The sequence below is a fragment of the Enterobacter sp. UPMP2061 genome, assembly GCF_053709615.1.
Genome location: NZ_JBSKJP010000003.1, coordinates 331891 through 356289 on the forward strand (window position 1 = coordinate 331891; position 24399 = coordinate 356289).

The 24399-nt window shown below is 57.1% G+C and carries 23 protein-coding genes; 7 read left to right on the forward strand and 16 right to left on the reverse strand.

The window, feature by feature from the left end:
- Positions 1–61: 61 nt before the first annotated feature.
- Complete coding sequence (locus tag ACWKXX_RS10345; protein WP_261666247.1) at positions 62–1165, reverse strand: cobalamin-independent methionine synthase II family protein; 1104 nt, start codon at positions 1163–1165, stop codon at positions 62–64.
- Positions 1166–1321: 156 nt separating this feature from the next.
- Positions 1322–1732 (reverse strand): rhodanese-like domain-containing protein, encoded by a 411-nt coding sequence (locus ACWKXX_RS10350; protein ID WP_096205641.1) that lies wholly within the window; start codon positions 1730–1732, stop codon positions 1322–1324.
- A gap of 73 nt (positions 1733–1805) precedes the next feature.
- Here ACWKXX_RS10350 and ftrA point away from each other — a divergent pair, with 73 nt between their 5' ends.
- Positions 1806–2804 carry a transcriptional regulator FtrA gene (gene ftrA, locus ACWKXX_RS10355; RefSeq protein WP_261666248.1) on the forward strand — a complete coding sequence of 333 codons (999 nt, stop codon included), beginning with the start codon at positions 1806–1808 and terminating at the stop codon, positions 2802–2804.
- Between the two features lie 148 nt (positions 2805–2952).
- Here the strand turns inward: ftrA and ACWKXX_RS10360 are convergent, their stop codons facing one another.
- Positions 2953–3315, reverse strand: a complete 363-nt coding sequence (locus tag ACWKXX_RS10360) for a hypothetical protein (RefSeq protein WP_015570547.1) — start codon at positions 3313–3315, stop codon at positions 2953–2955.
- Positions 3316–3558: 243 nt separating this feature from the next.
- Here ACWKXX_RS10360 and ACWKXX_RS10365 point away from each other — a divergent pair, with 243 nt between their 5' ends.
- Positions 3559–3792: a DUF2554 family protein gene (locus tag ACWKXX_RS10365; RefSeq protein ID WP_015570548.1), complete on the forward strand. Its 234-nt coding sequence runs from the start codon at positions 3559–3561 to the stop codon at positions 3790–3792.
- Here the strand turns inward: ACWKXX_RS10365 and ACWKXX_RS10370 are convergent.
- Together ACWKXX_RS10370 and ACWKXX_RS10375 are read right to left on the reverse strand one after the other, a co-directional pair.
- A complete protein-coding gene (locus ACWKXX_RS10370; protein ID WP_015570549.1) occupies positions 3789–5753 on the reverse strand; it encodes a peptidase U32 family protein in 1965 nt (654 codons plus the stop codon). The two genes, ACWKXX_RS10365 and ACWKXX_RS10370, sit on opposite strands and share 4 nt — an antisense overlap.
- Positions 5754–5833: 80 nt before the next feature.
- Positions 5834–6361 carry a helix-turn-helix domain-containing protein gene (locus ACWKXX_RS10375; protein WP_015570550.1) on the reverse strand — a complete coding sequence of 176 codons (528 nt, stop codon included), beginning with the start codon at positions 6359–6361 and terminating at the stop codon, positions 5834–5836.
- Positions 6362–6432: 71 nt separating this feature from the next.
- Here ACWKXX_RS10375 and ACWKXX_RS10380 point away from each other — a divergent pair, with 71 nt between their 5' ends.
- The gene (locus tag ACWKXX_RS10380; protein ID WP_333077198.1) at positions 6433–7620 is read left to right on the forward strand and encodes a benzoate/H(+) symporter BenE family transporter; all 1188 of its coding nucleotides are present in this window, start codon (positions 6433–6435) and stop codon (positions 7618–7620) included.
- On the opposite strand, the gene ACWKXX_RS10385 is transcribed toward ACWKXX_RS10380, so the two are convergent.
- Positions 7600–8472, reverse strand: coding sequence for a helix-turn-helix domain-containing protein (locus ACWKXX_RS10385; RefSeq protein ID WP_006810606.1), 873 nt, complete (start codon positions 8470–8472; stop codon positions 7600–7602). The two genes, ACWKXX_RS10380 and ACWKXX_RS10385, sit on opposite strands and share 21 nt — an antisense overlap.
- 174 nt (positions 8473–8646) lie before the next feature.
- Between ACWKXX_RS10385 and ACWKXX_RS10390 the strand changes: the two genes are divergently transcribed.
- Complete coding sequence (locus tag ACWKXX_RS10390) at positions 8647–9543, forward strand: DMT family transporter (RefSeq protein ID WP_261666250.1); 897 nt, start codon at positions 8647–8649, stop codon at positions 9541–9543.
- A gap of 32 nt (positions 9544–9575) precedes the next feature.
- Here the strand turns inward: ACWKXX_RS10390 and ACWKXX_RS10395 are convergent, their stop codons facing one another.
- A complete protein-coding gene (locus tag ACWKXX_RS10395; RefSeq protein WP_003857221.1) occupies positions 9576–10250 on the reverse strand; it encodes a DUF3313 domain-containing protein in 675 nt (224 codons plus the stop codon).
- Between the two features lie 134 nt (positions 10251–10384).
- On the reverse strand, positions 10385–11980 hold the full coding sequence (locus ACWKXX_RS10400) for an ABC transporter substrate-binding protein (RefSeq protein WP_454540821.1): 1596 nt from the start codon (positions 11978–11980) through the stop codon (positions 10385–10387).
- Between the two features lie 111 nt (positions 11981–12091).
- Between ACWKXX_RS10400 and pepT the strand changes: the two genes are divergently transcribed.
- Positions 12092–13321: a peptidase T gene (gene pepT / locus ACWKXX_RS10405; protein WP_261666251.1), complete on the forward strand. Its 1230-nt coding sequence runs from the start codon at positions 12092–12094 to the stop codon at positions 13319–13321.
- On the opposite strand, the gene tehB is transcribed toward pepT, so the two are convergent.
- On the reverse strand, positions 13318–13911 hold the full coding sequence (gene tehB / locus ACWKXX_RS10410) for a tellurite resistance methyltransferase TehB (protein WP_040117630.1): 594 nt from the start codon (positions 13909–13911) through the stop codon (positions 13318–13320). The two genes, pepT and tehB, sit on opposite strands and share 4 nt — an antisense overlap.
- Positions 13911–14912: a dicarboxylate transporter/tellurite-resistance protein TehA gene (tehA, locus tag ACWKXX_RS10415; protein ID WP_261666473.1), complete on the reverse strand. Its 1002-nt coding sequence runs from the start codon at positions 14910–14912 to the stop codon at positions 13911–13913. The genes tehB and tehA overlap by 1 nt, the downstream gene beginning before the upstream one ends.
- Positions 14913–15027: 115 nt before the next feature.
- On the opposite strand from tehA, the gene ydcK reads away from it, so the two are divergent.
- Positions 15028–16008, forward strand: coding sequence for a YdcK family protein (gene ydcK / locus ACWKXX_RS10420; RefSeq protein WP_261666252.1), 981 nt, complete (start codon positions 15028–15030; stop codon positions 16006–16008).
- Here the strand turns inward: ydcK and rimL are convergent.
- From rimL to ACWKXX_RS10440, 4 genes are all read right to left on the reverse strand, one after another.
- Positions 16003–16542 (reverse strand): 50S ribosomal protein L7/L12-serine acetyltransferase, encoded by a 540-nt coding sequence (gene rimL, locus ACWKXX_RS10425; protein WP_017384000.1) that lies wholly within the window; start codon positions 16540–16542, stop codon positions 16003–16005. The genes ydcK and rimL overlap by 6 nt on opposite strands.
- Positions 16543–16637: 95 nt before the next feature.
- A complete protein-coding gene (locus tag ACWKXX_RS10430) occupies positions 16638–18293 on the reverse strand; it encodes a glucan biosynthesis protein D (RefSeq protein WP_111962064.1) in 1656 nt (551 codons plus the stop codon).
- A 230-nt stretch (positions 18294–18523) separates the two neighbouring features.
- On the reverse strand, positions 18524–19297 hold the full coding sequence (locus ACWKXX_RS10435) for an ABC transporter substrate-binding protein (protein WP_003857237.1): 774 nt from the start codon (positions 19295–19297) through the stop codon (positions 18524–18526).
- A gap of 10 nt (positions 19298–19307) precedes the next feature.
- Entirely contained in the window at positions 19308–20477 is a 1170-nt protein-coding gene (locus ACWKXX_RS10440; protein ID WP_017384002.1) for a pyridoxal phosphate-dependent aminotransferase, read from the reverse strand.
- A 113-nt stretch (positions 20478–20590) separates the two neighbouring features.
- On the opposite strand from ACWKXX_RS10440, the gene ACWKXX_RS10445 reads away from it, so the two are divergent.
- Positions 20591–21433, forward strand: a complete 843-nt coding sequence (locus ACWKXX_RS10445) for a LysR family transcriptional regulator (protein WP_015570561.1) — start codon at positions 20591–20593, stop codon at positions 21431–21433.
- Here ACWKXX_RS10445 and ACWKXX_RS10450 read toward each other — a convergent pair.
- Together ACWKXX_RS10450 and hglS are read right to left on the reverse strand one after the other, a co-directional pair.
- Positions 21420–22925, reverse strand: a complete 1506-nt coding sequence (locus ACWKXX_RS10450; RefSeq protein ID WP_017693448.1) for a carboxylesterase/lipase family protein — start codon at positions 22923–22925, stop codon at positions 21420–21422. The two genes, ACWKXX_RS10445 and ACWKXX_RS10450, sit on opposite strands and share 14 nt — an antisense overlap.
- Before the next feature lie 42 nt (positions 22926–22967).
- The gene (hglS, locus tag ACWKXX_RS10455; protein WP_045334836.1) at positions 22968–24311 is read right to left on the reverse strand and encodes a 2-oxoadipate dioxygenase/decarboxylase HglS; all 1344 of its coding nucleotides are present in this window, start codon (positions 24309–24311) and stop codon (positions 22968–22970) included.
- Positions 24312–24399 lie beyond the last annotated feature (88 nt).

The following is a 24399-nucleotide window of genomic DNA, read 5'->3' on the forward strand; positions in this document are numbered from 1 at the left end:
ACGGGAAACGACTCAGAATGGTACAGCGCTGCACTGTAATAATGCAGCGCTGTGAACGATGTTACCAGACGTCGCTGGCGATTTGCGTCACCAGGCGAACTTTATCCCACTGCTGGGCTTCGCTCAGGCTGTTACCCTCTTCCGTGGAGGCAAATCCGCACTGTGGGCTGAGGCAAATCTGCTCTTTCGCCACGTAGCGCGCGGCCTCTTCCAGACGCGCTTTCACCCCTTCCGGGTTCTCCAGTTCACCGTGCTTGGTGGTGATTAGCCCCAGAACCACCTGCTGTTTACCCGGGCGCACAAAACGCAGTGGCGCAAAGTCGCCGCTACGGTCGTTGTCGTACTCCAGGAAGAACGCGTCGACGTTCACCGTACCGAACAGCACCTCCGCCACCGGCTCATAGCCGCCTTCGGAAATCCAGGTTGAGCGGAAGTTGCCGCGGCAGACGTGTAGCCCGATGGTCAGATCGTCCGGTTTGCCCTCCAGCGCCTTATTCAGCACCCGGGCATAGGTTCGGGCAAGTTCGTCTGCATCATCACCGCGCTCGCGAATCTGCCGGCGCTGGTCTTCTGAACAAAGGTAGGCCCAGACGGTGTCATCCAGTTGCAGATAGCGGCAGCCTGCATCGTAAAAGGCCCGAATGGCATCTCGCCAGGTGGTCGCCAGATCGTCAAAGTAATCTTTCAGATCCGGGTATACCGTGGCATCAATATCCTTGCGGCCACCGCGGAAGTGCAGCACGCTCGGGCTCGGAATGGTCATCTTCGGCTGTGCGTTACCGCTGATGCTTTTGAGGTAGCGGAAATCTTCCAGCATAGGATGATTGCCGAAGCCCAGTTTGCCCGTTACGCGCACGCCATGGGCTTTGGTCTGCACCCCGTTGAACTGAATGCCCTGCTGCGAATCATAACGCTCTACGCCCTGTAGCCCGTCAAAGAAGTCAAAGTGCCACCAGGCGCGGCGGAATTCACCGTCCGTTACCACATGCAGACCGCAGGCGCACTGCTGCTCGACAACATGGCGAATGGCCTCGTCCTCAACCGCGCGAAGCTGACCGGCATCGATCTCACCGCTGGCAAATTGCAGACGGGCCTGTTTAACAGAATCCGGGCGTAAAAAACTGCCGACTACATCGGCGCGGTACGGGGCGTGGTGTCGCTGCATGGAAATCTCCTCTGTCTGTCGGCGTTAATTGCCCACAGTGATAATTCATCTCTTGAATCTTTAGACTTCTGGATGTCTAAACGTCCTGAAAAGATGTCATACCGGCTCGCCGCCGACAAACGAGAAAATTTCATCTGTGTTGAAATAAATTCATGTTCACAGGGCGGGTGATGAAGATCCTGCAAACGCGAACCGCTCATCTTCCCAGCCGGTGATGCCCCCGAGCATAATCTTGACCGGCAGACCCAGACGCGCCAGCTTCAGCGCCGCCCTGTCCGCCCCGTTGCAGTGCGGGCCTGCACAATAGACGACAAACAGCGTGCCCTCTGGCCACGCTTTCATCCGCTCGGCGGTGATCTGGCTCCAGGGTAAATGCAGCGCGCCGGGCAGATGCCGCCGGGCAAAATGTTCAGGTTTTCCGACAACGTGCAGCAGAACAAAGTCCTGCTCACCGCTGGATACCGCGTGATGGACATCGGCGCAGTCCGTCTCGACGCTCAGACGACGCAGGAAATGCCCCACGGCTTCCTGCGGCTCAGCAGCCGGAAATTCAGTAACATGGCTCATGAATCTTCCTCATTTGTGGTGTTTGTGTTAACACTACTTTATCCCTTAATTCAGCCCATGAATGCGTCCGCCTATGCCAGAAAACAGCAAAAAGATGACAAACTTAAGACATCCCTCGCCGCGCGCGGTCGTGCTGGCATATGACGGTTTATGTACCTTTGAGTTTGGCGTGGCGGTAGAGATCTTTGGCTTGCCGCGCCCGGAGATGGGCGAGGACTGGTATCAGTTCGCCGTGGCGAGCGTGGATGACGGCGAGCTCCGGGCAACGGGCGGGATCCGTATTCTGGCCGATGGCGATCTGCGTCTGCTGGAGACGGCGGAACTGGTTGTCGTACCCGGCTGGCGAGGGCTGGACGAACCCGTACCCGACGCGCTCTGCCAGGCGCTCCGCGCGGCACATGCCCGCGGCTGCCAGCTACTCTCAATCTGTTCTGGCGTTTTCGTTCTGGCAGCCTCAGGCCTGCTTGACGGGCGGAAGGCAACCACCCACTGGCGCTACACGCAAGCTCTGAAAACGCGCTATCCCGCCATCACCGTGGTCGACGATGTGCTCTACCAGGACGAAGGCGATATTCTCACTTCCGCCGGAAGCGCCGCAGGGATTGATCTGTGCCTGCACGTGGTGCGCCGGAATTACGGTATTAAAGCGGCAAACCGCGTGGCGCGTCGGCTGGTGATCCCGCCTCATCGGGACGGCTCGCAAACCCAGCAGCTTAGCCGACCGGTGGCTCAGTTGCGGGAGAGCCAGCGCCTGGGCCAGCTGTTTGATTATCTTCACCAGCATCTGGCCGTTTCCCATACCGTCGAATCGCTGGCCCTGCGGGTGGGTATGAGTCAGCGCACCTTTCTGCGCCGTTTCCAGGACGCGACCGGAACAACGCCCGCGCGCTGGTTATTAACTGCGCGATTGCAGCGGGCAAAAGATTATCTCGAAAACAGTCGGCTCAGCATCGACAATATTGCGGAACAAACCGGATTTGGACAAAGCGGCACGCTGCGCCACCATTTCCGGCAGCAATTTGCGCTTTCGCCCGCGCAATATCGCAAACAATTTTCACAGCCGGTACGATAAACGGGCAAAAAAAAACCGCCATAATCTGGCGGTAAATGCTTGCATGGATAGATTTGTATTTTGGTATCTACGCTCCGGTATTCCATACCGGGATGTGGATCATCTGCAATCTACCACTGTGAGCCTCAACGAAGCATAAACGAATCGATTAACCCGCTTTGGTATTAATTTGCAGATAACGCATCAGCCCCTGCTCTGCACTCTGGCGGGCATCATCATTAATCGCTTCGAGATAAAACGCACGAGAGACCCCATACGGCGCCTGCTCGGATGGATAAACGGCGAACTGGAAGGTTTTGCCCCTCGCCTTATTGGTACAGCCCAGCTCCCAGCGATCTTCACTTACCTGGGTGCTATTACATTCGACACGTCCGTAATCGCTGGTTAAATACGATCCGACACGGCTTTTTGCTGACTGAATATATTCTGGTTCTTCATTTGAATAGATGCTGGCCGCAGCACCCACCGCAACCACTACGCCCAGAAGTGATAGCACGATTATTTTTTTCATTTATTCGATCCAATCCTTAGCCAGAAAAATCTTATTGTAAATGATTTCCCAATAAATCTAGCTGCTCTTTGCATACCAGAAATGGGAGTTTACAACGGCGATATTGCTTTTAAGAATAGTCTTAAGTGGGTTTTATTGCGACCACAATTTTTGACAGTCTATTTTCTCAAATTTAAACAGTCGAATAATTACTCTATGAAATTATCCCTACGATGACCGTAGCGTATTTTCAGGGGATAAAGGATGTTCAGAAAAGAATTTTCGCTACTGCTGGTGATTAGCGCCCTGTTCTCAGGGCAGATTATGGCGGAGCACAAAGGGCATGAATTTGTGTATGTGAAAAACGCCGACCATCAGCTTCGTCATGAAGCTGACAGCGACGAGTTACGCAGCGCGGCTGAGGAGTCTGCGGAGGGGTTGCGCGAGCACCATGCCTGGCAGAAATCGCGCAAACCGGATACCCACTCTGCGGGTTAGCTGCCTTTACGCTTCGGCAGGGTCTTCATCAAATCGTCAGGGCTGACGGAGGCCACAATGCTTCCCGGCGGCGGCATTTTGAAGATGTGATTCTTCATCTTGCCGATAACGTGCATTTCACACGGACGGCAGTCAAACTTCAGCGTCAGCACTTCATCGCCATTCACCAGCTGCATCGGCGTCGCTTTCCAGCTTTTAATATTGCCTTTCGCCTGTTTCGGACAAAGGTTAAAGGCAAACCGCAGGCAGTGTTTGGTGATCATCACCGGCACATCGCCCTTCTCTTCATGCGCTTCATACGCGGCGTCAATCAGCTGCACGCCGTGACGATGGTAAAACGCACGCGCTTTGTGGTTGTAAACGTTCGCGAGGAACGAGAGATGCGTGTCCGGGTAGACCGGCGCAGGCACCGTTTCGGCCTTACGGCTGCCGCGCGGATAGTTTGCCAGCCGTGCTTCATCCAGCATCTCTGCCGTTTCACGGCGGAACTGGTTCAGCAGGCTGTTCGGCACGAACAGCGCGTCCGGCAGATTCACCTCAATATTGCGCGCGTAATAAATGGTCTGCCCCAGCTTCGCCACGCCATCCTTGAGGTTGCTAAGCGCTTTCTCCGCATTGTTCGCCACCTCGAACAGGCCGTCGAGCGTATGCGTCACGCTGATACCGTCTTCGCAGGTCATGGTCAGGATCAGCTGCTCTTCCCAGCCCCCCAGCGCGATATCCACCGCAATGCGGCGCTCGCTGGAGGTCTTGAGCAAGGCCTGCTGCCAGTTGTGATCCAGGTTACGGTTAAGCGCTGCATTAGGACGGGCTTTGTAGAGATCGGCAGGCATTTCGTTCGGCCAGACGCGATAGCGATTTTCGCCGGTTTTCTCCACCGTATTGGCGCGGAAACCCACCACTTCACGTTTGATCATCACGTTGAGACCATCGCCATTCGCCAGCGGCTCTGTAACCTGAACGTCAAGATGATCTTTCGCCACTTTCAGCACTTCACCCACCGGCAGGCCGATAAACTTCGGTGAATCGAACGCGCCAATATCCCCTTTACGGGCATTCACGAAATAGTCCGTGCTGCCGCGGTGGAAGGTCTTGTCCGTCGACGGAATAAAGAAATGCTCTGTACGACCGGCGGACGCGCGCGCCAGGTCACCGCGATCGTCGATGATGGCATCCAGCATCTGACGATAATGGGCGGTGATATTTTTCACGTAGCTCATGTCCTTGTAGCGCCCTTCAATTTTGAAGGAGCGTACACCGGCATCGATCAGCGCGCCGAGGTTGGCCGTCTGATCGTTATCTTTCATCGACAGCAGGTGTTTTTCGAATGCCACCACGCGGCCCTGATCGTCTTTCAGGGTATACGGCAGACGGCAGGCCTGAGAGCAGTCGCCCCGGTTAGCGCTGCGCCCCGTCTGGGCGTGAGAGATATTACACTGCCCGGAATACGCCACACACAGCGCACCGTGGATAAAGAATTCAATGGTCGCGTCGGTCGCCTGGTGGATATCGCGGATCTGGTTCAGGTTCAGCTCGCGCGCCAGAACAATCTGCGTAAACCCGACGTCCGAAAGAAACTTCGCCTTCTCAACGGTGCGGATATCGCACTGGGTGCTGGCGTGCAGCTCAATCGGCGGGATATCCAGTTCCAGAACGCCCATATCCTGAACGATCAGGGCGTCAACGCCGGTCTGGTAGAGATCGGTAATAAGACGCTGCGCGGGCTCAAGCTCATCATCATGAAGAATGGTGTTCAGGGTCACGAACACCTTCGCCCCGAAACGGTGGGCGAACGGGACCAGCTCGGCAATGTCGCGCAGGCTGTTGCTGGCGTTATGACGGGCACCGAAGCCAGGGCCGCCAATGTAGACGGCATCTGCTCCGTGAAGAATGGCTTCACGGGCAATGGCGGCGTCGCGGGCCGGGCTTAGCAGTTCAAGATGATGGGAGTGCAGGCGCATACTTCGTCGTTATCCGTTATGGTCAAAATGGCGGCTATTGTAGTCAGAAGTCTGTGCCAGTGAAACCGTTTTGCGACGCTTTAGCGGGGATAATGGATCAGAGAGTGAAAATGCACCGTCCGGGCGCTGCTGTTGCGGTACGCGTGCGGTTTATCGCCGGCAAAACGCACGCCGGAATCAGCGTATAGCGTGCGCCAGACACCGTCAATCTGCATGTCCAGCTCACCGCTTATCACCACCACGTGCTCGATCACCCCGGCTTCGTGCGGCGTGGACTCACTCAGCGCGCCGGGCGACAGGGTGATGGAGAAATGGTCGAACTTAAGCTGTTCATCCCAGGGGAAAAGCGGTTTCACCACCATCGCCTGCTGCTGCGGATCGAACACCGCCTGCGGTTCGCTTTCTGGAGTGATAAACGCCGAAAAAGGTACGTTCAGCCCGGTGGCGATTTTCCACAAAGTAGAGACCGTCGGGCTGGACTCATTGCGTTCGATTTGCCCAAGCATCGCTTTCGACACGCCCGTCTCTTCCGCCAGTTTCGACAGGCTCCAGCCCCGCGCCTGACGCAGCGCTTTCAGTGTGGTTGCCAGGTGTTGAGTGATATCCATAGTTCCTCCCGTTGCGGCAAAGCATACCACTTGTACGCTATAGCGCACAGTGATACCTTATCCTGGACGTTATAACGCACAACGGAGTATCCATGCGATCGACTGCCTCTCTCTTTCCTGCCGTGCTGGCCGGTTTTGTTGCCGTTCTGGTGGGCTATGCCAGCTCTGCCGCCATTATCTGGCAGGCGGCTGCTGCGGCTGGCGCCAGTACACAGCAAATTGCCGGATGGATGACCGCGCTGGGGCTCGGGATGGGGATCAGCACGCTGGCATTGTCGTGGTGGTATAAAGCCCCCGTGCTGACCGCCTGGTCGACTCCCGGCGCGGCGCTGCTCGCCACCAGCCTGCAAGGCGTGACGCTGGCGGAAACCATCGGGGTATTTATATTCGCGAATGCGCTGATTCTGCTGTGCGGCGTCACCGGCCTGTTTGCCCGGTTGATGAAACTAATCCCGCACTCGCTTGCCGCCGCTATGCTGGCGGGCGTGCTGTTACAGTTTGGCCTGAAGGCATTCAGCAATCTTGAGGGACATATTTTTCTTTGCGGCAGTATGCTGGCCGCCTGGCTGGTGGCCAAAGCCGTCGCGCCCCGGTACGCCATTGTCGCCACGCTGCTGGTGGGCGTGTTCGTGGCCTCGGCCGGAGGTGACGTTGTCACGGACAGGATGACGTTATCGGTCATCATGCCGGAATTCATTGCCCCTGCGTTCACCATCACCAGCCTGATCAGTATCGGCTTACCCTTCTTCCTGGTGACCATGGCGTCGCAGAATGCGCCCGGCTTCGCCACCATGCAGGCATCGGGCTATCCGCTGGCGGTCTCACCGCTGATCGTTGCCACCGGCGGGCTGGCGCTGCTGTTATCCCCCTTCGGCGTTTATTCTATATGCATCGCCGCCATCACTGCCGCCATCTGCCAGAGCCCGGACGCCCATCCGGATGCCAGTAAACGCTGGCTGGCCGCGGCGGCGGCAGGCGGGTTTTATCTGCTGGCGGGGGTGTTCGGCGGGTCGATTTCCGGGCTGATGGCCGCCCTGCCGCTGAGCGGCATCCAGACGCTGGCCGGGCTGGCCCTGCTCGGCACTATCAGCGGCAGCTTGTATCAGGCACTGAACCATGAAGCAGAGCGCGACGCGGCGATCGTTACCTTCCTGATGACCGCCAGCGGCGTCACGCTCCTGGGAATTGGCTCCGCCTTCTGGGGGCTGGTGCTGGGTGGGATCTGTTACGCCGTCTTCTCACGCCTTCGCCGCGCGTAGCTGTGACGGCGTGATGCCGGTCATACTGCGAAAACGGTTACTGAAATGGCTGGCGGAGTTAAATCCGCAGGCCAGCGCGATGTCGGTGAGCGGCGTGGTCGTGTGCTGCACCAGCGCTTTGGCCTTCTCCATGCGGCGCTGCATGACATACTGATGCGGCGCCAGCCCCATCGACTGGCGGAACATCCGCGCAAAGTGATACTCACTGAGTGCGGCCTGGCCCGCCAGTTCCGCCAGGGTTAAGGGTTGCGCCAGGTTTTCCTCGATAAAGGCCAGCACGTTGCGCAGTACAAACGGTGATAACCCGCCGGTCACTACCGGCAGCTTCCACTGTACGCTGGAATAGTGCTGGACCAAATGCGTCAGCAATAAGGTCGACGCGGTGCTCAGGGTGAGCTGATTGGCGTTTTGCTGCCAGTCGCAGCCGAGCAAAAACTGGCGATAAAGGGCGGTGATTTTCGGATCGCTGCCGAAGATTTTTTCCTCCAGCGTCAGCGATAGCGGTCGTTTATCCCAGATTTTCTCCCCCACGTCCCGCAGGTGTTCATCGGTGCAGTAGAGGTGCACAAACGACAGGTCGTCACGAATATCCCACGTGGATTCGCTCTCTTCCGGCATCAGACAAAAACGGTCCGGCCCGCCGCCATTTTTCCAGCCACCCGGCGTTTTTTGATAGCTTTCATAACCATCCGCCACGTACAGGCTAAGGGTGTGATGGTTGCTTTTCACGGTGATCGTGTCGTGTTTGTTGTACCACGCCGCCAGTTGAATGCCAGTATTGAGCGCGACGGTTTCCCGCAGCACTGCATTTTGTTGGCGTAACGTTTCAAAGGTGTCGTAAACGAGAGACATGGCCGTAAACAGGTGATTAATCAGACTGTCAGTCTAAGAAGTGTTGCAGCCTGTTACCAGCCATCGCGCGAGAAAAAAGCGCAAGAATTTGCAAGTCCGGCGCAAGATGATGAAAGCCGGGCCCCCCTTCTTTCGCCACACTGTTGTTTTTCGCGGTATGAGAAGAGAGAAACCATGAACGCATTACTCTATGGGCTGGTCGTTGTGATCTGGGGCACGACCTGGATCGCTATTTTTTTGCAACAGGGGCCGGTTGCAGCGCCGGTCTCCATTTTCTGGCGCTTCGCCGTGGCCAGCGCCACGATGATGATCGTCCTGGTCGCCCTTCGCCGCCTGCGCAGGCTGGCGCTGCGGGATCATCTCTACTGCATGCTTCAGGGCTGCTGCGTTTTCTGTTTCAACTTCTGGTGCTTTTACACCGCCGCCGCCCATATCAATACCGGCCTTGAGTCGGTGATTTTCTCGATGGCCGTGCTGTATAACGCCATCAACAGCTTTATCTTCTTCGGCCAGCGTCCACCCGCCCGCTTCTGGACGGCGGCAGCGCTGGGGCTTATCGGGATCATTACCCTGTTCTGGGACGATCTGCTCGCCAGCGGCTGGAGCGCGTCGTTGCTTACGGGCATCGGGCTTTCCGCCCTCGGCACCTACGGCTTCTCGCTGGGGAATATGATCAGCATGCGTCATCAACGAAACGGGCTGGAAACCATGACCACCAACGCCTGGGCGATGCTGTACGGCACCGTCGTGATGGGCTTTATCGCGCTCTTCAGGGGCGACAGCTTTATGCCGGAATGGACGGTGAGCTATATGGGGGCGCTGCTCTATCTTGCGCTGTTTGGCTCGGTGATTGCCTTCGGCGCCTACTTTACGCTGGTAGGCCGCATTGGTCCTGGTAAAGCCGCGTACAGCACCCTGCTGTTCCCGCTGGTGGCGCTGTCGATTTCAACGGTGTACGAGGGTTACGTGTGGCACCTCAACGGGATCGTCGGCCTACTGTTGATTCTGGGGGGAAATATGGTGATGTTTACGAAGCCGGAAACCTGGTTCCGCCGCCTCCGGACGGCATAAAAAAACGGCCTGCGAAAGCAGGCCGTTTTTTATTAATTTGCTGTCTGATGAACATCAAACATGGTGGCATCCGTCGCCATGTCGTCCACAACCTGCTTCAGGGTGCCGAAGCCCATCGGCGTATTCTCGTTCGCCAGCTCTTTCCCTTCACCCTTACGAACAACCTTAATCACTGGTTTGTTCGTGGCCGCATCGATTAACTCACCTTCGAAGAACAGATGCGTATCCATGGTGCGATGGCCCGTTGCCATCTGCGTACCCGCCACCAGCAGCGCCACAGGCACCACTTCATAGAACTGCAAACCTTCTTTGTCTGAGCTCACACCGGTAATGGCGCCGCGGAAGATCAGGCTATGTTTGCCCGGCGTCGTCACAATCGGCTTACGCTGGCCAATCGCGGTTTTCAGTTTGGTATTGGTATAATTCAACAGCTCATCAAGCGTTTTTTGCCCAAGCTGAGTGGTCGGTTTTGGCGTCGGATAATAGGTTATCGGCGTCCAGATAATGCTGTCATAATTCGCCTCATTATAAGAAGGATCAACCCAGCGCAGGGTTGGCTTCCCTGTTGCAGATTTCATCTCCTGCAAGCCTGAGTAATCTTTTAAAAAGCCTGAATATTGATCGGGGGCTGCGACTTTGGACGCACAGCCTGAAAGGGCCAAAAGACCAGAAAGCACTGCAACTTTAAAAAAAGTGTGAGTACGCATGATGGTATTCCATGTTATCTGCAAGTATGCACTTGAAGTTATAACAAAAAACCGGGCGATGTGTTGTGGCAAAAAATGACGAAGACAGCACAAATAGCGAAAAAACTGCCCGACCGAAACCGGGCAGTGAAATATTACTCCTTCAGGTCCACTTGCCAGAACAGGTGTTTGCCGAAGGGATCGATTTCATAGCCCGTGACCTCTTTACGGACTGGCTCAAAAATCGTCGAGTGGGCAATCATTACCGCCGGCATTTGATCGTGCATCATCTGCTGCGCCTGCTTGTACAGCGCCACGCGTTTATCGCGATCGGTTATCGATTTAGCTTCGGCAATCAGGTTATCAAACGGCTTATAGCACCATTTCGCTGAGTTCGACCCGCCGTTGGCGGACGTACAGGTAAACAGCGGGCCGAAGAAGTTATCCGGATCGCCTGTCGCCGTTGTCCAGCCCATCAGCGCGGCCTGATGTTCCCCGCCCTTCACACGCTTCAGGTATTCGCCCCATTCGTAGGTCACGATTTTGGTCTGCACGCCCACTTTCGCCCAGTCCGCCTGGATCATCTCCGCCATACGCTTTGCGTTCGGGTTATACGGCCGCTGCACGGGCATGGCCCACAGATCGATGCTTACGCCGTTGGCAAATCCCGCCTCCTTTAGCAGCGCTTTCGCTTTTTCTGGATCGTAATCGTAGTCTTTCAGCTCGCTGTCGGCACTCCAGACGCCAGGCGGCAGCAGGTTTTTCGCCGCCGTGCCGGTGCCGTGGAAGACCGCCTCAATGATGGCGGGTTTGTTAATCGCCATCGCCAGCGCCTGGCGCACTTTTACGTTATCCAGCGGCGGCTTTTGCGTGTTAAACGCCAGGAAACCGGTATTCAGACCGGCCTTGCTCATCAGGTTGATGTCTTTGTTAGCCTTCATACGCGGCAGGTCCGCCGGGTTCGGGAACGGCATCACCTGGCACTCATTCTTCTCGACTTTGGCAAAACGCACCGAGGCGTCCGGCGTGATGGTGAACACCAGACGATCCAGCTTCGATTTTCCCTGCCAGTAGTCAGGGAAAGCGGTGAAGAGGATGCGGGAATCCTTCTGATATTGCGCCAGCTTAAACGGCCCGGTGCCAATCGGCTGCATATCGACCTTTTCTGGCGTGCCCGCTTTCAGCATGGCATCGGCATACTCCGCCGACAGAATGGAGGCAAAGTACCACGCCAGATCAGCGACAAACGGCGCTTCCGGATGCGCCAGGGTGAAGCGCACGGTGCGATCGTCAACTTTATCAATGGCGGTAATCAGGCTGCCGAACTCCAGACTTTCGAAGTTGGAATAACTGCCGTTGGAGACGTTATGGTAGGGATGATTCACATCTTTCTGGCGCATAAACGAGAAAATCACGTCGTCCGCGTTGAAGTCGCGCGTCGGCGTGAACAGCTTATTACTGTGGAATTTCACCCCTTTGCGCAGGTGGAATGTGTAGACCTTGCCATCGTCGCTTACCTCCCAGCTTTCCGCCAGGCTCGGCACCAGTTCGGTAGTGCCCGGTTTGAAATCGACCAGACGGTTATAAACCGGTACGGCGCTGGCGTCCACGCTGGTCCCCGACGTATAGAGCTGAGGATTGAAATTTTCCGGCGATCCTTCGGAGCAATACACCAGCGTTTTTGCCGCGACGGTGGAACTGACCGTCAGCGCAGCAAGCGCCAGCGTTATCATTGTGAATGTGCTTTTCATCATTTATTCCTGTCTTTTTAATTCGACGGCTAATTACTTCTTTTGCCATTTCATAAATAACATTAAAGTGATGGCGCAAACACATGAAAAATAAATACAGAAGGAAACACTATGGGCTCAGAACTCTCCAGACAATTAACCCAACGCTTTTTCCGCTATCTCGCCATCACCAGCCAGAGCGACCCGAAAGTCAAAACCCTGCCCTCCACCCCGGGCCAGCACGACATGGCGCGGGAGCTGGCGAAGGAGCTGGAAACGCTGGGGTTAGACGATATTGTGATAGATGAGTTCGCCACCGTTACCGCCGTGAAAAAAGGCAATATTCCCGGCGCGCCGCGGATTGGTTTTATTACCCATATCGACACCGTCGACGTCGGTTTATCCCCGGATATTCATCCACAAATATTAACGTTTACGGGGGATGATATCTGCCTGAATAAAGAGAAAGATATTTGGTTGCGCGTAAAAGAGCACCCGGAAATTCTGGCTTATCCTGATGAGGAGATTATTTTCAGCGACGGAACCAGCGTATTAGGCGCAGATAATAAAGCGGCCGTCACCGTGGTCATGACGGTGCTGGAAAACCTCACCGCTGAACATAAGCATGGCGATATTGTGGTGGCGTTTGTACCCGATGAAGAGATTGGCCTGTGCGGCGCGAAAGCGCTGGATTTAAAGCGCTTCGACGTCGATTTTGCCTGGACCATCGACTGCTGCGAGCTGGGGGAGATTGTTTACGAGAACTTTAACGCGGCGGCGGCTGAAATTCGCTTTACCGGCGTCACGGCTCACCCGATGTCCGCCAAAGGGGTACTGGTCAATCCGCTGCTGATGGCAACGGATTTCATCAGCCATTTCGATCGCCGGCAAACCCCGGAATGCACCGAGGGGCGCGAAGGTTATATCTGGTTTAACGGCATCCAGGCCGGGCAGAACGAAGCGATACTGAAAGCCAATATTCGTGATTTTGACAAAGATGGTTTCGCCGCCCGCAAGCAGCACATTGCCGATGTGGCGGCGCAAATAGCCGCGCAGCATCCCACGGCAAACGTGGAATACCGCATTGAGGATACCTACAGCAATATCAGCAATGCGATTGGCGAAGACCGCCGCGCGATCGACCTGATGTTCGAGGCGATGGAGTCGCTCGGCATCACCCCAAAACCGATCCCCATGCGCGGTGGCACGGACGGGGCGGCCCTGTCAGCCAAAGGCCTGCTCACCCCGAACTTCTTCACCGGCGCCCATAACTTCCACTCGAAGTTTGAGTTTTTACCGCTGTCGTCGTTCGAGGCCTCCTGTCGCACTGCCCTGCAACTCTGTCTGCTGGCCGCGCGTTAAGCGGGCTTGCGTGCGAGCAGGGTGGCGAAGCGTAGCTTGATACGGTTCCCGTTGGCATCGGTACGGTGGAGTTCCCCCACCTCTTCGTTGTACTTGATCAGCTCCCAGCCTTCGTAGTAGTTGCTCAGTTCACCGGTTTTGAAGGCAAACGGGAAGCCGACTGTGCACGGATAATCCTCCGTATCCATGGCAGCAACGATCAGGTTATAGCCGCCTGGTCTGGTGCAACGCTGCATATTGGCGATAAGACCAGGGATGGTATTCGCTTCGAGGAACATCAACACGACGGTGGAAAGAATAAAGTCGTATTCGCCGTCAAAGGTCAGGTTGTTCAGATCCTTAATCGCCGTTTCCAGATTCGCGATCCCTTCCGCCGCCTTAATGCGCTCAATGTTATCGATGCTCATCGGGTTTTTATCCCACGCCGTCACGTCATAGCCGTTGGCAGCGAGGTAGAGGCTGTTGCGGCCATTTCCGCAACCCAGATCGAGCGTTTTACCGGGCTTAACAATGTCCGCGCTGAGCAGCACCTCTGAGTGCGTGCGGGTCAGCCCATATTTCTCAGTAAAGTAGTTTTCATCGACAGTCATTATTTTTCCTCAGATTGCATAAGCAGTGCCTTATCAGCGCGCACCAGAAGTTTGCCCTGCATCAGCAAGATAAAAGTACGGACCAGCAGCATCGCGATGATGACGTTGGTGAAAATAAACAGGGGAACCGCGAGGGCATGAAAGAACCCTGACGGACTGCTCTGCCCCAGATGTAAACCGGTGGTCGCCAGCGCCGACACCCCGAACGAGAAGCTCCAGAACGACGCGTTGAACGGCTGCGACAGATACCACGGCATCAGACGCAGCATAAACAGGAGTTGCAACAGGCCATAGCCGAAAAGCATTTTGGCGAAGGTGTCCGCTTCGCCGCCGTTGACGCTAAACCAGGCGCTACAGGCCACCAGGGCAGGCGCAAGCTGGATCCCGAGCGAGGTACGAAGGGCAGCGGGCAGTTCGCCCGCGCTGCGCAGGCGTTGCAAAATGACCGGCTCCAGGCTCAGCCAGGAAAAGACCCCGGCACCAAGGAACACCAGCCCCGCGTCGTGGAAGCCTAGCGCACCGCAGGCCATCGCGCTGATAAAATTATTCGCTACCGTCGGCAGATACAGTCCCGGCGTCGTGGCTTCTTCCGGATGCTTGCCGCGCCACAGCCCGGCGCTTTGCCAGGCGGCATACGCAAGCTGGATCACCACGCCCACGCTAAACAACCCCAGCGCCAGCGGGCGATACCACGGCACAAAGCCGATGGCCACCAGCAGCGTTGTGGCAGGAAACAGGCTGACAAAACTGCTCATTACCGGATGCCGCATCTCGGCCAGCACGCTATGTGGAAACCGTACCGCACGGGTAAGAAACGCCACGCTCAGAAGGAACCAGATCCCCACCGCCAGCGCCACCAGGATCTCGCCCGGCCAGCGCGTCACCGGCCAGATGGTGCCGGCGTAACGCCAGGCGAACCCCATGCCTATGGTCCCGAGGACCATACCGAAATACCCGGCGGGCAAGTTAAGAACACGTTGGTTTTGGTTATGCATTTTTATTAAAGTTTAAAATGTATTTTAAATGCCATTTTAAGGGGTTTCCTGAGCGGACGCCAGCACTTCGAAAAACCTAAACTTTGCTACGTTTATTGAAAGGCTTTTCAGGGATAACACGATGACAAAATATCGGCTTAGCAATGAAACGCGTCTCTGGCGCTGGCAGGACGGATCAACGCCGTGCACAACGCCTCTCAGACAAATTATTGCCGTGAAGGATTTTAACGATGTGACCAGCGGGACTAAAGGCGGTTGGGTTGAGGATGAACACGCGCTCGCCCAGGATGGGGATTGCTGGGTTTACGATGAAAACAGCGTGGTGTTTGCCGGGGCCAGGATATCCGGTAACGCCCGCCTCACCCAACCCTGCATCGTAAGCCACCGCGCACACGTTGGCGGCAACGGCTGGCTTGACGCGGCAGAGGTGAGTCACGGGGCGGTAATAAGTGACAACGTCACCATTCAGCACTCCACCGTACGCGGGGAATGCCGTATCGCGGGTGACGCGCGGGTGCTGCATAACAGCCTGGTGATTGCAGCCAAAGGGCTGACACCCGACCGTGAGCAGATCCTGCAAATCTATGACCGAGCCACGGTCAGCCAGTCGCGTATTGTGCATCAGGCACAAATCTACGGCGATGCCATGGTGACCTGGGCCTTTGTTGAGCACCGCGCCGAGGTGTTCGCTCGCGCCATTCTTGAGGGCAACGCGCTGAATAACGTCTGGGTGTGCGACTGCGCCAAAGTGTACGGCAACGCCCGTCTGCTGGCCGGTCTGGAGGATGATGCCATCCCGACCGTGCGGTACAGTTCACAGGTCGCGGAAAACGCCCTCGTCGAAGGCAACTGCGTCATTAAACACCACGTATTAATAGGCGGCGAGGCGTGGTTACGCGGCGGGCCGATCCTGATTGATGACAAAGTGGTCATTCAGGGGCGGGCGCGTATCAGCGGCGATGTCCTGATTGAGCATCAGGTGGAAATAACGGACGATGCGGTTATCGAGGCGCTGGAGGGTGAAAGCATTCACGTCCGGGGAGCCAAAGTGATCAACGGCGACACGCGGATCACCCGGACGCCGCTGCTGGGGGCGCTATAGCGGGAAGATTCTGGCGTACAGGTTCACGTCATCGTAGCGACCGTTGAGCATTTCCGCTTCCCGCAAACAACCTTCCAGCGTGAAACCGTTGCGCTGCGCCACCCGGTTACTGCTCTGGTTATCCACGCGACACTTGATCACAAAACGGCGGATCTCGCCGCGCTCAACGTAATAGCGCATAAACGCCTGGAGCGCCTGAGAAAGAATACCCTGCCCCTGATGCGCTTCGTCAAGCCAGTAGCCGATATACCCGGCCTTATTCGCAGGCTCGATCGCGTTGAAGGAGAGCACGCCTATCAGCTCGTCATTCATAAAAATCAGGAACATTTTGGCGTAACCGCGCTGGTGCAACATCTGGTTGCTCTGCACGTTGCGGCGCGTGTCCTCTTCGCTGCCGACATGCTGCGCCCAGTCAAAGGCGGTTTGCAGCCAGGTTTTGTTTTTGATTACGAGGTTATGCAGATCGGTGGTATAGCGCTCTTCGACGGCGCGAAGCTCGATTTCCTGGTTAACGGGGATGATTTCTGAAGACATGGTGCCTCTTAATTGCCGGGTGGCGCTAACGCTTACCCGGCCTACAAATGCGTCCAGAGCAGGCCGGGTCGCCACCCGGCACAAACCCATAAGGACTAGCGCATGATCCGGTCGTCAACGTAGTTACGTTTGTCCGGCGCGGGCGGGAAGTACTGATACAGCCAGGTCTCGCTGATGGCATCGCCCTGACAGCGCAGGAACAGGCGCATATCCACCGGCTCGGTGGAGTCAGAGGTTGGATACCAGTCAAACAGAATGCGATATCCGTCGAACGGCTCGACGTAGAGGATCTCCACCTGCTTCGCTTCACCGCTGGACAGGGTGATCACCGGCTCAATGCCCTTCGGTGCGGCGGCCTTCAGATCGCCCCCGACGAAATCAATGGCAAAGCGACGGGCCCACACTTTCGGGTAATTTTCACCCGGCGCCCAGCCCTCCGGGAAGCCTCCCATACCGGTACGGGTGGCGTAGACGTTTGCCAGCGGGGAACGCACCGGCGGCTGCGCGCTCCAGTAGAGACGGTATTTGAAGTCCAGCTCATCACCCGCCTGCACCGGTTTCTCTGGCTGCCAGAAGCAGACCACGTTATCGAGCGTCTCGCCGGTTGTCGGGATCTCCATCAGGGCAATGGAACCTTTCCCCCAGTTGTTGCGCGGCTCGACCCACAGGCTTGGTCGCTTGTTATACCAGCCCATGACGTCCTGGTAATGGGAGAAGTCACGGTCAAGCTGCAACAAACCAAAGCCCTTCGGGTTTTTATCCAGGTAGGCGTTAAATTGCAGCTTTTGCGGGTTGTTCAGCGGCCGGCAGATCCACTCCCCGTTACCGCGCCACATCGCCAGGCGGTCTGAATCGTGGATCTGCGGATGAATGGTGTCGCACATGCGGCGTTCGTTGTTGCCGCAGCTAAACATGCTGGTCATTGGCGAGATGCCGAGCTGCTTGATGTCTTTGCGCGCATAGAGATGGTTTTCGACGTCCATGATCACCTGGCTCTTCTCACAGTGGATCACAAACTTATAGGCACCGGTAATGCTCGGGCTGTCCAGCAGCGCATAGACGGTAAAGGTGGTATCACCCGGCTTCACGGTTTCAAACCAGAAGGAGGTGAAATCCGGGAACTCTTCCGGGGTGTCGGTAAAGGTATCCACCGCCAGACCACGCGCAGAGAGGCCGTACTGGTAGGTATCATCCACCGCGCGGAAGTAGCTCGCGCCCAGGAACGAAACGATATCGCGTCGCGCCAGCTCCGGCGCTTTAAAGACGCGGAATCCGGCGAAGCCGAGGTCGCTCTGCCCTTCAAGCTGGCGGGTATCCACGCCCGTATCGCCGTAGCTGAACAGCTCAGGCCGGAAGTGGATCTCACGCGCCTGAGAGGTGGTTTGATCCAGCGAGAACATGCGCACGCGGCGGCGGAACCCCATCCCCATATGGAAGAACTGGGCGTCCAGCTGACGGCCTTCAATGTTATTCCACAACGACTGCTTCTCATCGTAACGGATGGCGTTGTACGCCTGCGGCGTCATGGTGGCCAGCGTTTCCGGCAGCGGACGCGGCGCACCGCGCCACGCGGTTTTCGCCAGATCGTGCGCCATGGATTGCAGAACAGAGAAGTCAAAGCGACGGCTCTGACCGTCGGCAATGTCGGAGTCAGCAGCATACGCCGCCTGGGAAAACAGAGAAGCAAGGCCAGAAGTGCCGCTCAGGGCAGCCATTGCCAGGGAACCTTTGAGAAAACGTCTGCGATTCATGCCTGAGAAAACGTCCTTATGGTCGTGTGAATGAGTTTCGCGCGCAGCGAAATGACGGCAAGAAAGAACGCACAGCCTAAACAAAAACGGTTAAGAATCCAATTGTTGGCGGGTGATTATCTGAACAAACCGAGAAATATTTTCTGTCGACCAGAACGGCCTGAAAAAGGGGTAAAGTTATGTATAAAAGAGTCCCGGCTGGACATCAACAGCCGGGACCAACGAGGCGGTTATTTTACGCTGACATCGATACCCGGGAAGTACTTATCAGCCAGTTTAGCGATCGTGCCATCGGCACGTACTTTATCAATTGCGGCATCAAGCTGCTTTTTGGTGGCCTCATCCCCCTTACGCAGCCCAAAGCCGATCCCACTGCCGAGGATGGTGTCGTCCGACACCGGTTTGCCGATAAAGCCAAACCCTTTACCCTGCGGCTTACTGAGGAAACCTGCCTGCCCGGCCGCTGACATGACCAGCGAGGCATCGATGCGGCCATTCAGCAGATCTCCCCAGGCCATATTCTGATCTTTATAAGACACCACGGTGACACCGTGCTTTTCCCAGTGCTCTTTGGCGTAAGTTTCCTGAATTGAACCCTGAAGAACGCCGATGGTTTTGCCCTTCAGCCCTTCGGGGGTAGCCTCTACCGCAGAACCGGCTTTGCCCACCAGCTGGGAGGGAATGCGATAGATGGGCTGGGTGAAATCAATGCTTTTGCGACGCTGTTCGGTGATGTTCATCGCCGAGTTTATGGCGTCGAACTTTTTCGCCACCAGACCGGGGATCAACGCATCAAACGAGGTTTCAACCCAGCTGCACTTCAGCGCGGCGGCTTTACAGATGGCATTTCCCAGCTCTACGTCAAACCCTTCCAGCTCCCCTGACGCATTGCGGCTTTCAAACGGCGGATATTCCGCTTCCAGCCCGTATCGCAACTCGGTAGCGGCAAACGACGAGAATGAACACAACAGTCCCATGCCGACAACTAACGCGCGTAATTTCATCTCAAATTCCTTAACGTGGTGTAACCCGACAAAGGGCCTGGGCACCTGCCCGTAACGTCGCCTCATCTTTCGCAAAAGAGAGACGGATTAACTTATTGTCCGTGCCATCGGCATAAAACGCCGACAGCGGAATGGTGGCAACCCCGTACTCGACAATCAGCCTTTTCACCATCTCGCTGTCGCGCTCGTCGCTAAAGCCGCTGTAATCCGCCAGCAGGAAGAACGAACCGGCACTTGGTAGCAGCCTGAACGGTGAGTCGGCGAGCAAACTTTGCAGCAGATCGCGCTTGCGCTGATAAAACGCCGCCAGCGACAGCCAGGTTTGCGGATCGGTCATGTGTTCGGCAAACGCGTACTGCATCGGCGTATCGGCCGAGAACATTAAAAATTGATGGACTTTACATATCTCATCCATCAGCTCCGCGGGTGCCACACAATAACCCACGCGCCAGCCGGTGACGTGATAGGTTTTTCCGAAAGAAGAAATAATCACGCTGCGCTCCGCCAGCTGCGGGTGCGTCGCCATTCCGTGGTGCGGTTCGCCATCAAAAACGACGTGCTCGTACACTTCGTCAGACAAAATGATGATGTCGGTGTGGCGCGTCAGCGCTGCCAGCTGGTGCAGATCGGCGGCTGAAAACACCTGCCCGCTCGGGTTGTGCGGCGTATTGACGATGATCATCCGCGTGCGCGGGGTAATAGCCGCCCGTACTTCATCCCAGTTCACGGCAAAATCCGGTACCGTCAGTTTAATGGCGATCGGCGTCGCCCCTTGCAGACGCACAATCGGCGCATAGCTGTCAAAGGAGGGCTCGAAATAGATCACCTCATCCCCAGGATGAACCAGCCCGCTGATGGCTGAGTAAAGCCCTTCGCTGGCGCTGGCGGTCACCAGCACCTCACTCGCCGGGTCATAGCGTGTGCCATAGAGCGTGGCAATTTTGTCCGCAATGCGCTCCCTGAGCGGTTGCAGCCCGGTCATGGAGGCGTACTGGTTATGCCCTGCCTCCATGGCGCGGGTCACGCCGGTGATAAGTTTTGGGTCGCAGGAAAAATTCGGCGCACCCTGAGAAAGGTTGATGGCGTTATGCCGGGCTGAAAGCTGGCCGATAACGGTAAAAATGGTGGTTCCCACATCGGGCAATTTGGATCGTGTCTGCACCGGCGTTTTCAAAGTCATCCTCTGTCCCTTCTCGTGGTGAATGCATAACTATTCAAACAACAACTTCATTGCCGGGACAATCGAATTGTTGTCATAATAGCCATGACAAAAACGCATAGCTAAGGTGAGATATGTCGCGTCGATCATTTCCGCTCAATGCCGTAGAGACATTTATCGTGACCGCGCGTCACCTGAATCTAACCCATGCCGCCAGGGAGCTTTGTCTGACGCAGGGGGCGGTAAGCCGCAAAATCGCTTCGCTGGAAAGCTGGTTCGGCTTCCCGCTGTTCGAGCGCCATGCGCGCGGCCTGCGTCTCTCCTCTCAGGGAAGCGCCCTGCTGCCGGAGCTGCAATCTGCGTTTGAGCACCTGCTGAACGTTGCTGAACAGGCACGAACGCACCAGACCGTTATTCGTCTGAAAGCGCCTACCTGCGCGATGCGCTGGCTGGTGCCGCGGCTGCTACAGGTGGAGCGCGAACAGCCGGAACTCCAGATTGCGCTGACCACCACCACCGATCATAACGTCAATTTCAAAACCGAATCCTGTGACGCGGCGATTGTGTTTGGGACACACATGAGCGCCGGCGATCTGCTGTTCGAAGAGGCCTTAACCCCGGTGATGAGCCCGGTACGGGCCGGTTCTGCGCTGGAAACTCTCACCTTCCTTCACCCCACGCGGGACAAAACGGACTGGACGCTGTGGCTGGCGAAACAGCCGGGTCCGCCGCCAGCTATGCTCAAAAATCAACACTTCGAAACCATGGATCTGGCCATTACCGCCGCCATTCAGGGGCTGGGCATCGCCATCGCGGATGAAACGCTGGTGGAGGAGGACGTGCGCGCCGGACGGCTGATGCGGCCTTTTGACACAAGCATAAAGACGGGGGCGAGCTACCGGCTGGTATTACGCGACGCACCCGGCCCGGAAAACGGACTGGATGCGTTTCGCGCCTGTCTGCTCAGTCGAGGCTGACGTGGTGTTTCATCACCCGTTTAAAGAGGCTCATACGGGCACGCATGAAGCGGTTTTCAAGCCGAAAACCTGCATGTTTATTCACACCGATACGTAACAGCACGTCTCGCCCTTTCCGGCAGGCGGGCCAGCGCGTGGGCCCTGTCAGGCTATCGCGTGCCCCCGCATCCCGGGCGAAGCTCACCCAGTAGTCCGCCACCTGAGCGGCGAAGGCCAGATCGCGTTCATTTACATACTGCCGCGAGGGTTCCACCTGTCCAAGGGTATCGAACACGTAGGGCACTTCGTTGCCGTGCCAGGCGCCGTTGATGTACGTCGCGTGCTCCGCTTCGGCCACATAATCAAACCAGTATCGCCAGCACAGGCCGCCCGCCCGCTGCTGCGCCTGCATCACCACGTATCCCATAGTGGTGAAGGCCATGTCGCGGCATACCTGCCTGCCAAGTTCCTCATCGCCCTTCACGCCAGGATAAAGCAGCTTAATCAGCCCCAGGCCAAAGCGCCGCTCGCGGCGAAGCTTCTGGATCTGCCCGGCCAGATCGACCCCGAACACCGACATCACGCTGGCTTCGTCGCTGTTTGACCCAATCATCACCGGTACAGGATACTGGCGGGCCGCGAAGAAAACGTCGAGCATGGCCTCAGGCAAAACGCAATCCCCCACGATGGGCGCAGGGGCGATATTCAGCGGCGAGGTCAGCGGCCAGAACGCCTCAGGCGGGATCGCGCGAAGCTGTTCCGCGGTGGCATTGTGCAGGCCGAAATGGGCGGCAATCGCTTCGCCTTTATGCATGGCCTGCCCGCGTGGGGTGTCGGGCAGCGTGTACCCGCTTTGCACAATGGCTTTGTGGAACAGTCCTCGCGCAAGCGGAGAGGCCATCAGCGACAGCACGCTGCGCGCGCCGGCCGACTCGCCAAATACGGTGATGTTCTCAGGATCGCCGCCGAACGCGGCGATGTTATCGCGCACCCATTCCAGGGCCTGGATCTGATCGAGCAGCGCAAAGTTATGCACCACGCGCTCTTCTTCCCCCTCCAGCGCCGGATGGGCAAAAAAGCCGAGGTGTCCGAGACGGTAATTGATCGTCACCACCACCGTGCCGCGCTTCGCCAGCGCCCTGCCGTTATACGGAGGCAGCCCGCCAGCGCCGAGGGTAAATCCTCCGCCGTGCAGCCAGACCATCACCGGAAGCGGATCGGCGCGTGCGACTGGCGACCAGACGTTAAGGTACAGGCAGTCTTCAGAGAACTGGCCGGGATCGCCGCCACCCAGCTCCTGACAGCTTTCGCTGCTCTGCCAGCTGGAGGCGGAGAACGCCGTCGCCGGACGTACGCCATCCCAGCGCGCGGGAGGACGCGGGGAGCGCCACCGCCACTGGCCTACGGGCGGTGCCGCATAGGGAATGCCGCACCACACGTGAGTATCGCCTTCAGTAAAACCAATCAGTGCGCCCTGGCGCGTTTCAACCACAGGGGCGGAGGGATTTTCCATACCAACCTTCTTTTTCCATCACACCCTTGCAGAGTAACGGTTTCAGAGCAAACCGCAACGCTGTTTGCTGCGCGCTTCCGCCTCCTCGTAAAGCGAAAACTCGTCGTACACCGCACAGCCGAGCGCGGCTTCGAAGGCATTGCGGCTGGCATTGCCGTGGCTGCGCGCCTGCGTTTCATTGCCAAGATTCGACTGGAAGATCCCCGCCGCACTGACGGGCAGAAAATCCTCGTAGGTGATGGGCTGTGCCACAACCCAGCCCCGTTCGATCAGCGGCTGCGGATCGTCGCCGGGACGAAATGCGTGGCGATGCGCCTCACCTGTCGGGGTCAGACGGTAGCGGAAATAAGCCAGCCGCTGACGGCGCAGGAACATTTCGCTGTCCGGGAAGGCGCTGAAGATCTCGCGCAGGTGAAGCTGGTGGGTCAGGTTGTCTTTGCCGGTCCCGGCCTGATTTAACAGACTGTCGTACAGCTCGCGCCCTTTCGGCGTAAGGGCCACGCCGCGCTGCTCAATCTCACCGAAACGCGCGGTATGGGTGCCCTTGTGTTCTCCCGCGAAAAGCACCGGCTCCTCCAGCGCCTTAAAGCTGGTCTGGCGCAGGAGGATCGGCACCTCGCGGCGCGGCGGGCCTTCAATCAGAATTTTCGGCTCAATGCCGTAATTCGGCATTAGCTCCTGCACCCGGTCGATATCCAGCGTGCGCGGCGTGAGATGGTTGATATGGCACCCCGGGAAACAGACCACGTCGGCAATCAGGCGATGTTCGTTGCTCAGCGCCAGATAGGTTTCCTGATCGACCGTCGCATGGCGATGCCAGCGGAAGGTTTCCAGGGCTTCCTGCACAAATTCGCGCGCCTGTGCCTCAGTAAAGTGTCCCTGCGCATCATGCAGGTCGATCAGTTCCAGGCAGCGCGGCGTAAAGATGTTGCGCCGGGAGAGGATCTCCGCCGCCCTTTCGCGCAGCGCAACGTTTTCAATCAGCTCCAGGCGCAGCAGCGAGGTAAAAATGCGAAACGGATTACGGCAGAGCGCCGCATCGTCTGTCGGACGAAACGCCGTCGAGTGGACGGGCACGCCCGCCTGGGAGAGATCGTAATAGCTGACCGGATACATGCCCATAATGGCGAAGATCCGGCGCAGGGTGGAAAGCTCCTGCGCGGTGCCAACGCGGATCGCACCGTGACGTTCAACATTCAGGCGCGCCAGTTCGTCTGCGTTTGCCAGTTGTTCATGTAAAAGTGGGTTATTTTCCAGAACCGCCAGGTTAACGTCCGCCACCAGTTCCAGCAAGGTGCCGTACTGCGGAACTTCCTGCTGGTACATCGCCGACATAGCCTGCGAAAAGTGTTCCCGAATATCATCAGCCGTGATGGTGTTCGCCATGATGTCATGCCTCCAGTGAATACTACCTGGAGTGTAGAGAAGCCCGTTCCTTTCGTTGGGAAGAATTTACGAATTGTGATCCAGGCAG

Bases quoted from the DNA above. Each gene is read 5' to 3' on its own strand.
- ACWKXX_RS10350 (WP_096205641.1), bottom strand. From the start codon at position 1,732: ATGAGCCATGTTACTGAATTTCCGGCTGCTGAGCCGCAGGAAGCCGTG.
- ACWKXX_RS10370 (WP_015570549.1), bottom strand. From the start codon at position 5,753: ATGCGCCTGCACTCCCATCATCTTGAACTGCTAAGCCCGGCCCGCGAC.
- ACWKXX_RS10400 (WP_454540821.1), bottom strand. From the start codon at position 11,980: ATGAAAAGCACATTCACAATGATAACGCTGGCGCTTGCTGCGCTGACG.
- ACWKXX_RS10345 (WP_261666247.1), bottom strand. From the start codon at position 1,165: ATGCAGCGACACCACGCCCCGTACCGCGCCGATGTAGTCGGCAGTTTT.
- hglS (WP_045334836.1), bottom strand. From the start codon at position 24,311: ATGGCGAACACCATCACGGCTGATGATATTCGGGAACACTTTTCGCAG.
- ACWKXX_RS10430 (WP_111962064.1), bottom strand. From the start codon at position 18,293: ATGAATCGCAGACGTTTTCTCAAAGGTTCCCTGGCAATGGCTGCCCTG.
- ydcK (WP_261666252.1), top strand. From the start codon at position 15,028: ATGACAAAATATCGGCTTAGCAATGAAACGCGTCTCTGGCGCTGGCAG.
- ACWKXX_RS10385 (WP_006810606.1), bottom strand. From the start codon at position 8,472: ATGTCTCTCGTTTACGACACCTTTGAAACGTTACGCCAACAAAATGCA.
- ACWKXX_RS10435 (WP_003857237.1), bottom strand. From the start codon at position 19,297: ATGAAATTACGCGCGTTAGTTGTCGGCATGGGACTGTTGTGTTCATTC.
- ACWKXX_RS10440 (WP_017384002.1), bottom strand. From the start codon at position 20,477: ATGACTTTGAAAACGCCGGTGCAGACACGATCCAAATTGCCCGATGTG.
- ACWKXX_RS10375 (WP_015570550.1), bottom strand. From the start codon at position 6,361: ATGGATATCACTCAACACCTGGCAACCACACTGAAAGCGCTGCGTCAG.
- rimL (WP_017384000.1), bottom strand. From the start codon at position 16,542: ATGTCTTCAGAAATCATCCCCGTTAACCAGGAAATCGAGCTTCGCGCC.
- ACWKXX_RS10365 (WP_015570548.1), top strand. From the start codon at position 3,559: ATGTTCAGAAAAGAATTTTCGCTACTGCTGGTGATTAGCGCCCTGTTC.
- pepT (WP_261666251.1), top strand. From the start codon at position 12,092: ATGGGCTCAGAACTCTCCAGACAATTAACCCAACGCTTTTTCCGCTAT.
- tehB (WP_040117630.1), bottom strand. From the start codon at position 13,911: ATGACTGTCGATGAAAACTACTTTACTGAGAAATATGGGCTGACCCGC.
- ACWKXX_RS10450 (WP_017693448.1), bottom strand. From the start codon at position 22,925: ATGGAAAATCCCTCCGCCCCTGTGGTTGAAACGCGCCAGGGCGCACTG.
- ftrA (WP_261666248.1), top strand. From the start codon at position 1,806: ATGCCAGAAAACAGCAAAAAGATGACAAACTTAAGACATCCCTCGCCG.
- ACWKXX_RS10390 (WP_261666250.1), top strand. From the start codon at position 8,647: ATGAACGCATTACTCTATGGGCTGGTCGTTGTGATCTGGGGCACGACC.
- ACWKXX_RS10445 (WP_015570561.1), top strand. From the start codon at position 20,591: ATGTCGCGTCGATCATTTCCGCTCAATGCCGTAGAGACATTTATCGTG.
- ACWKXX_RS10360 (WP_015570547.1), bottom strand. From the start codon at position 3,315: ATGAAAAAAATAATCGTGCTATCACTTCTGGGCGTAGTGGTTGCGGTG.
- ACWKXX_RS10395 (WP_003857221.1), bottom strand. From the start codon at position 10,250: ATGCGTACTCACACTTTTTTTAAAGTTGCAGTGCTTTCTGGTCTTTTG.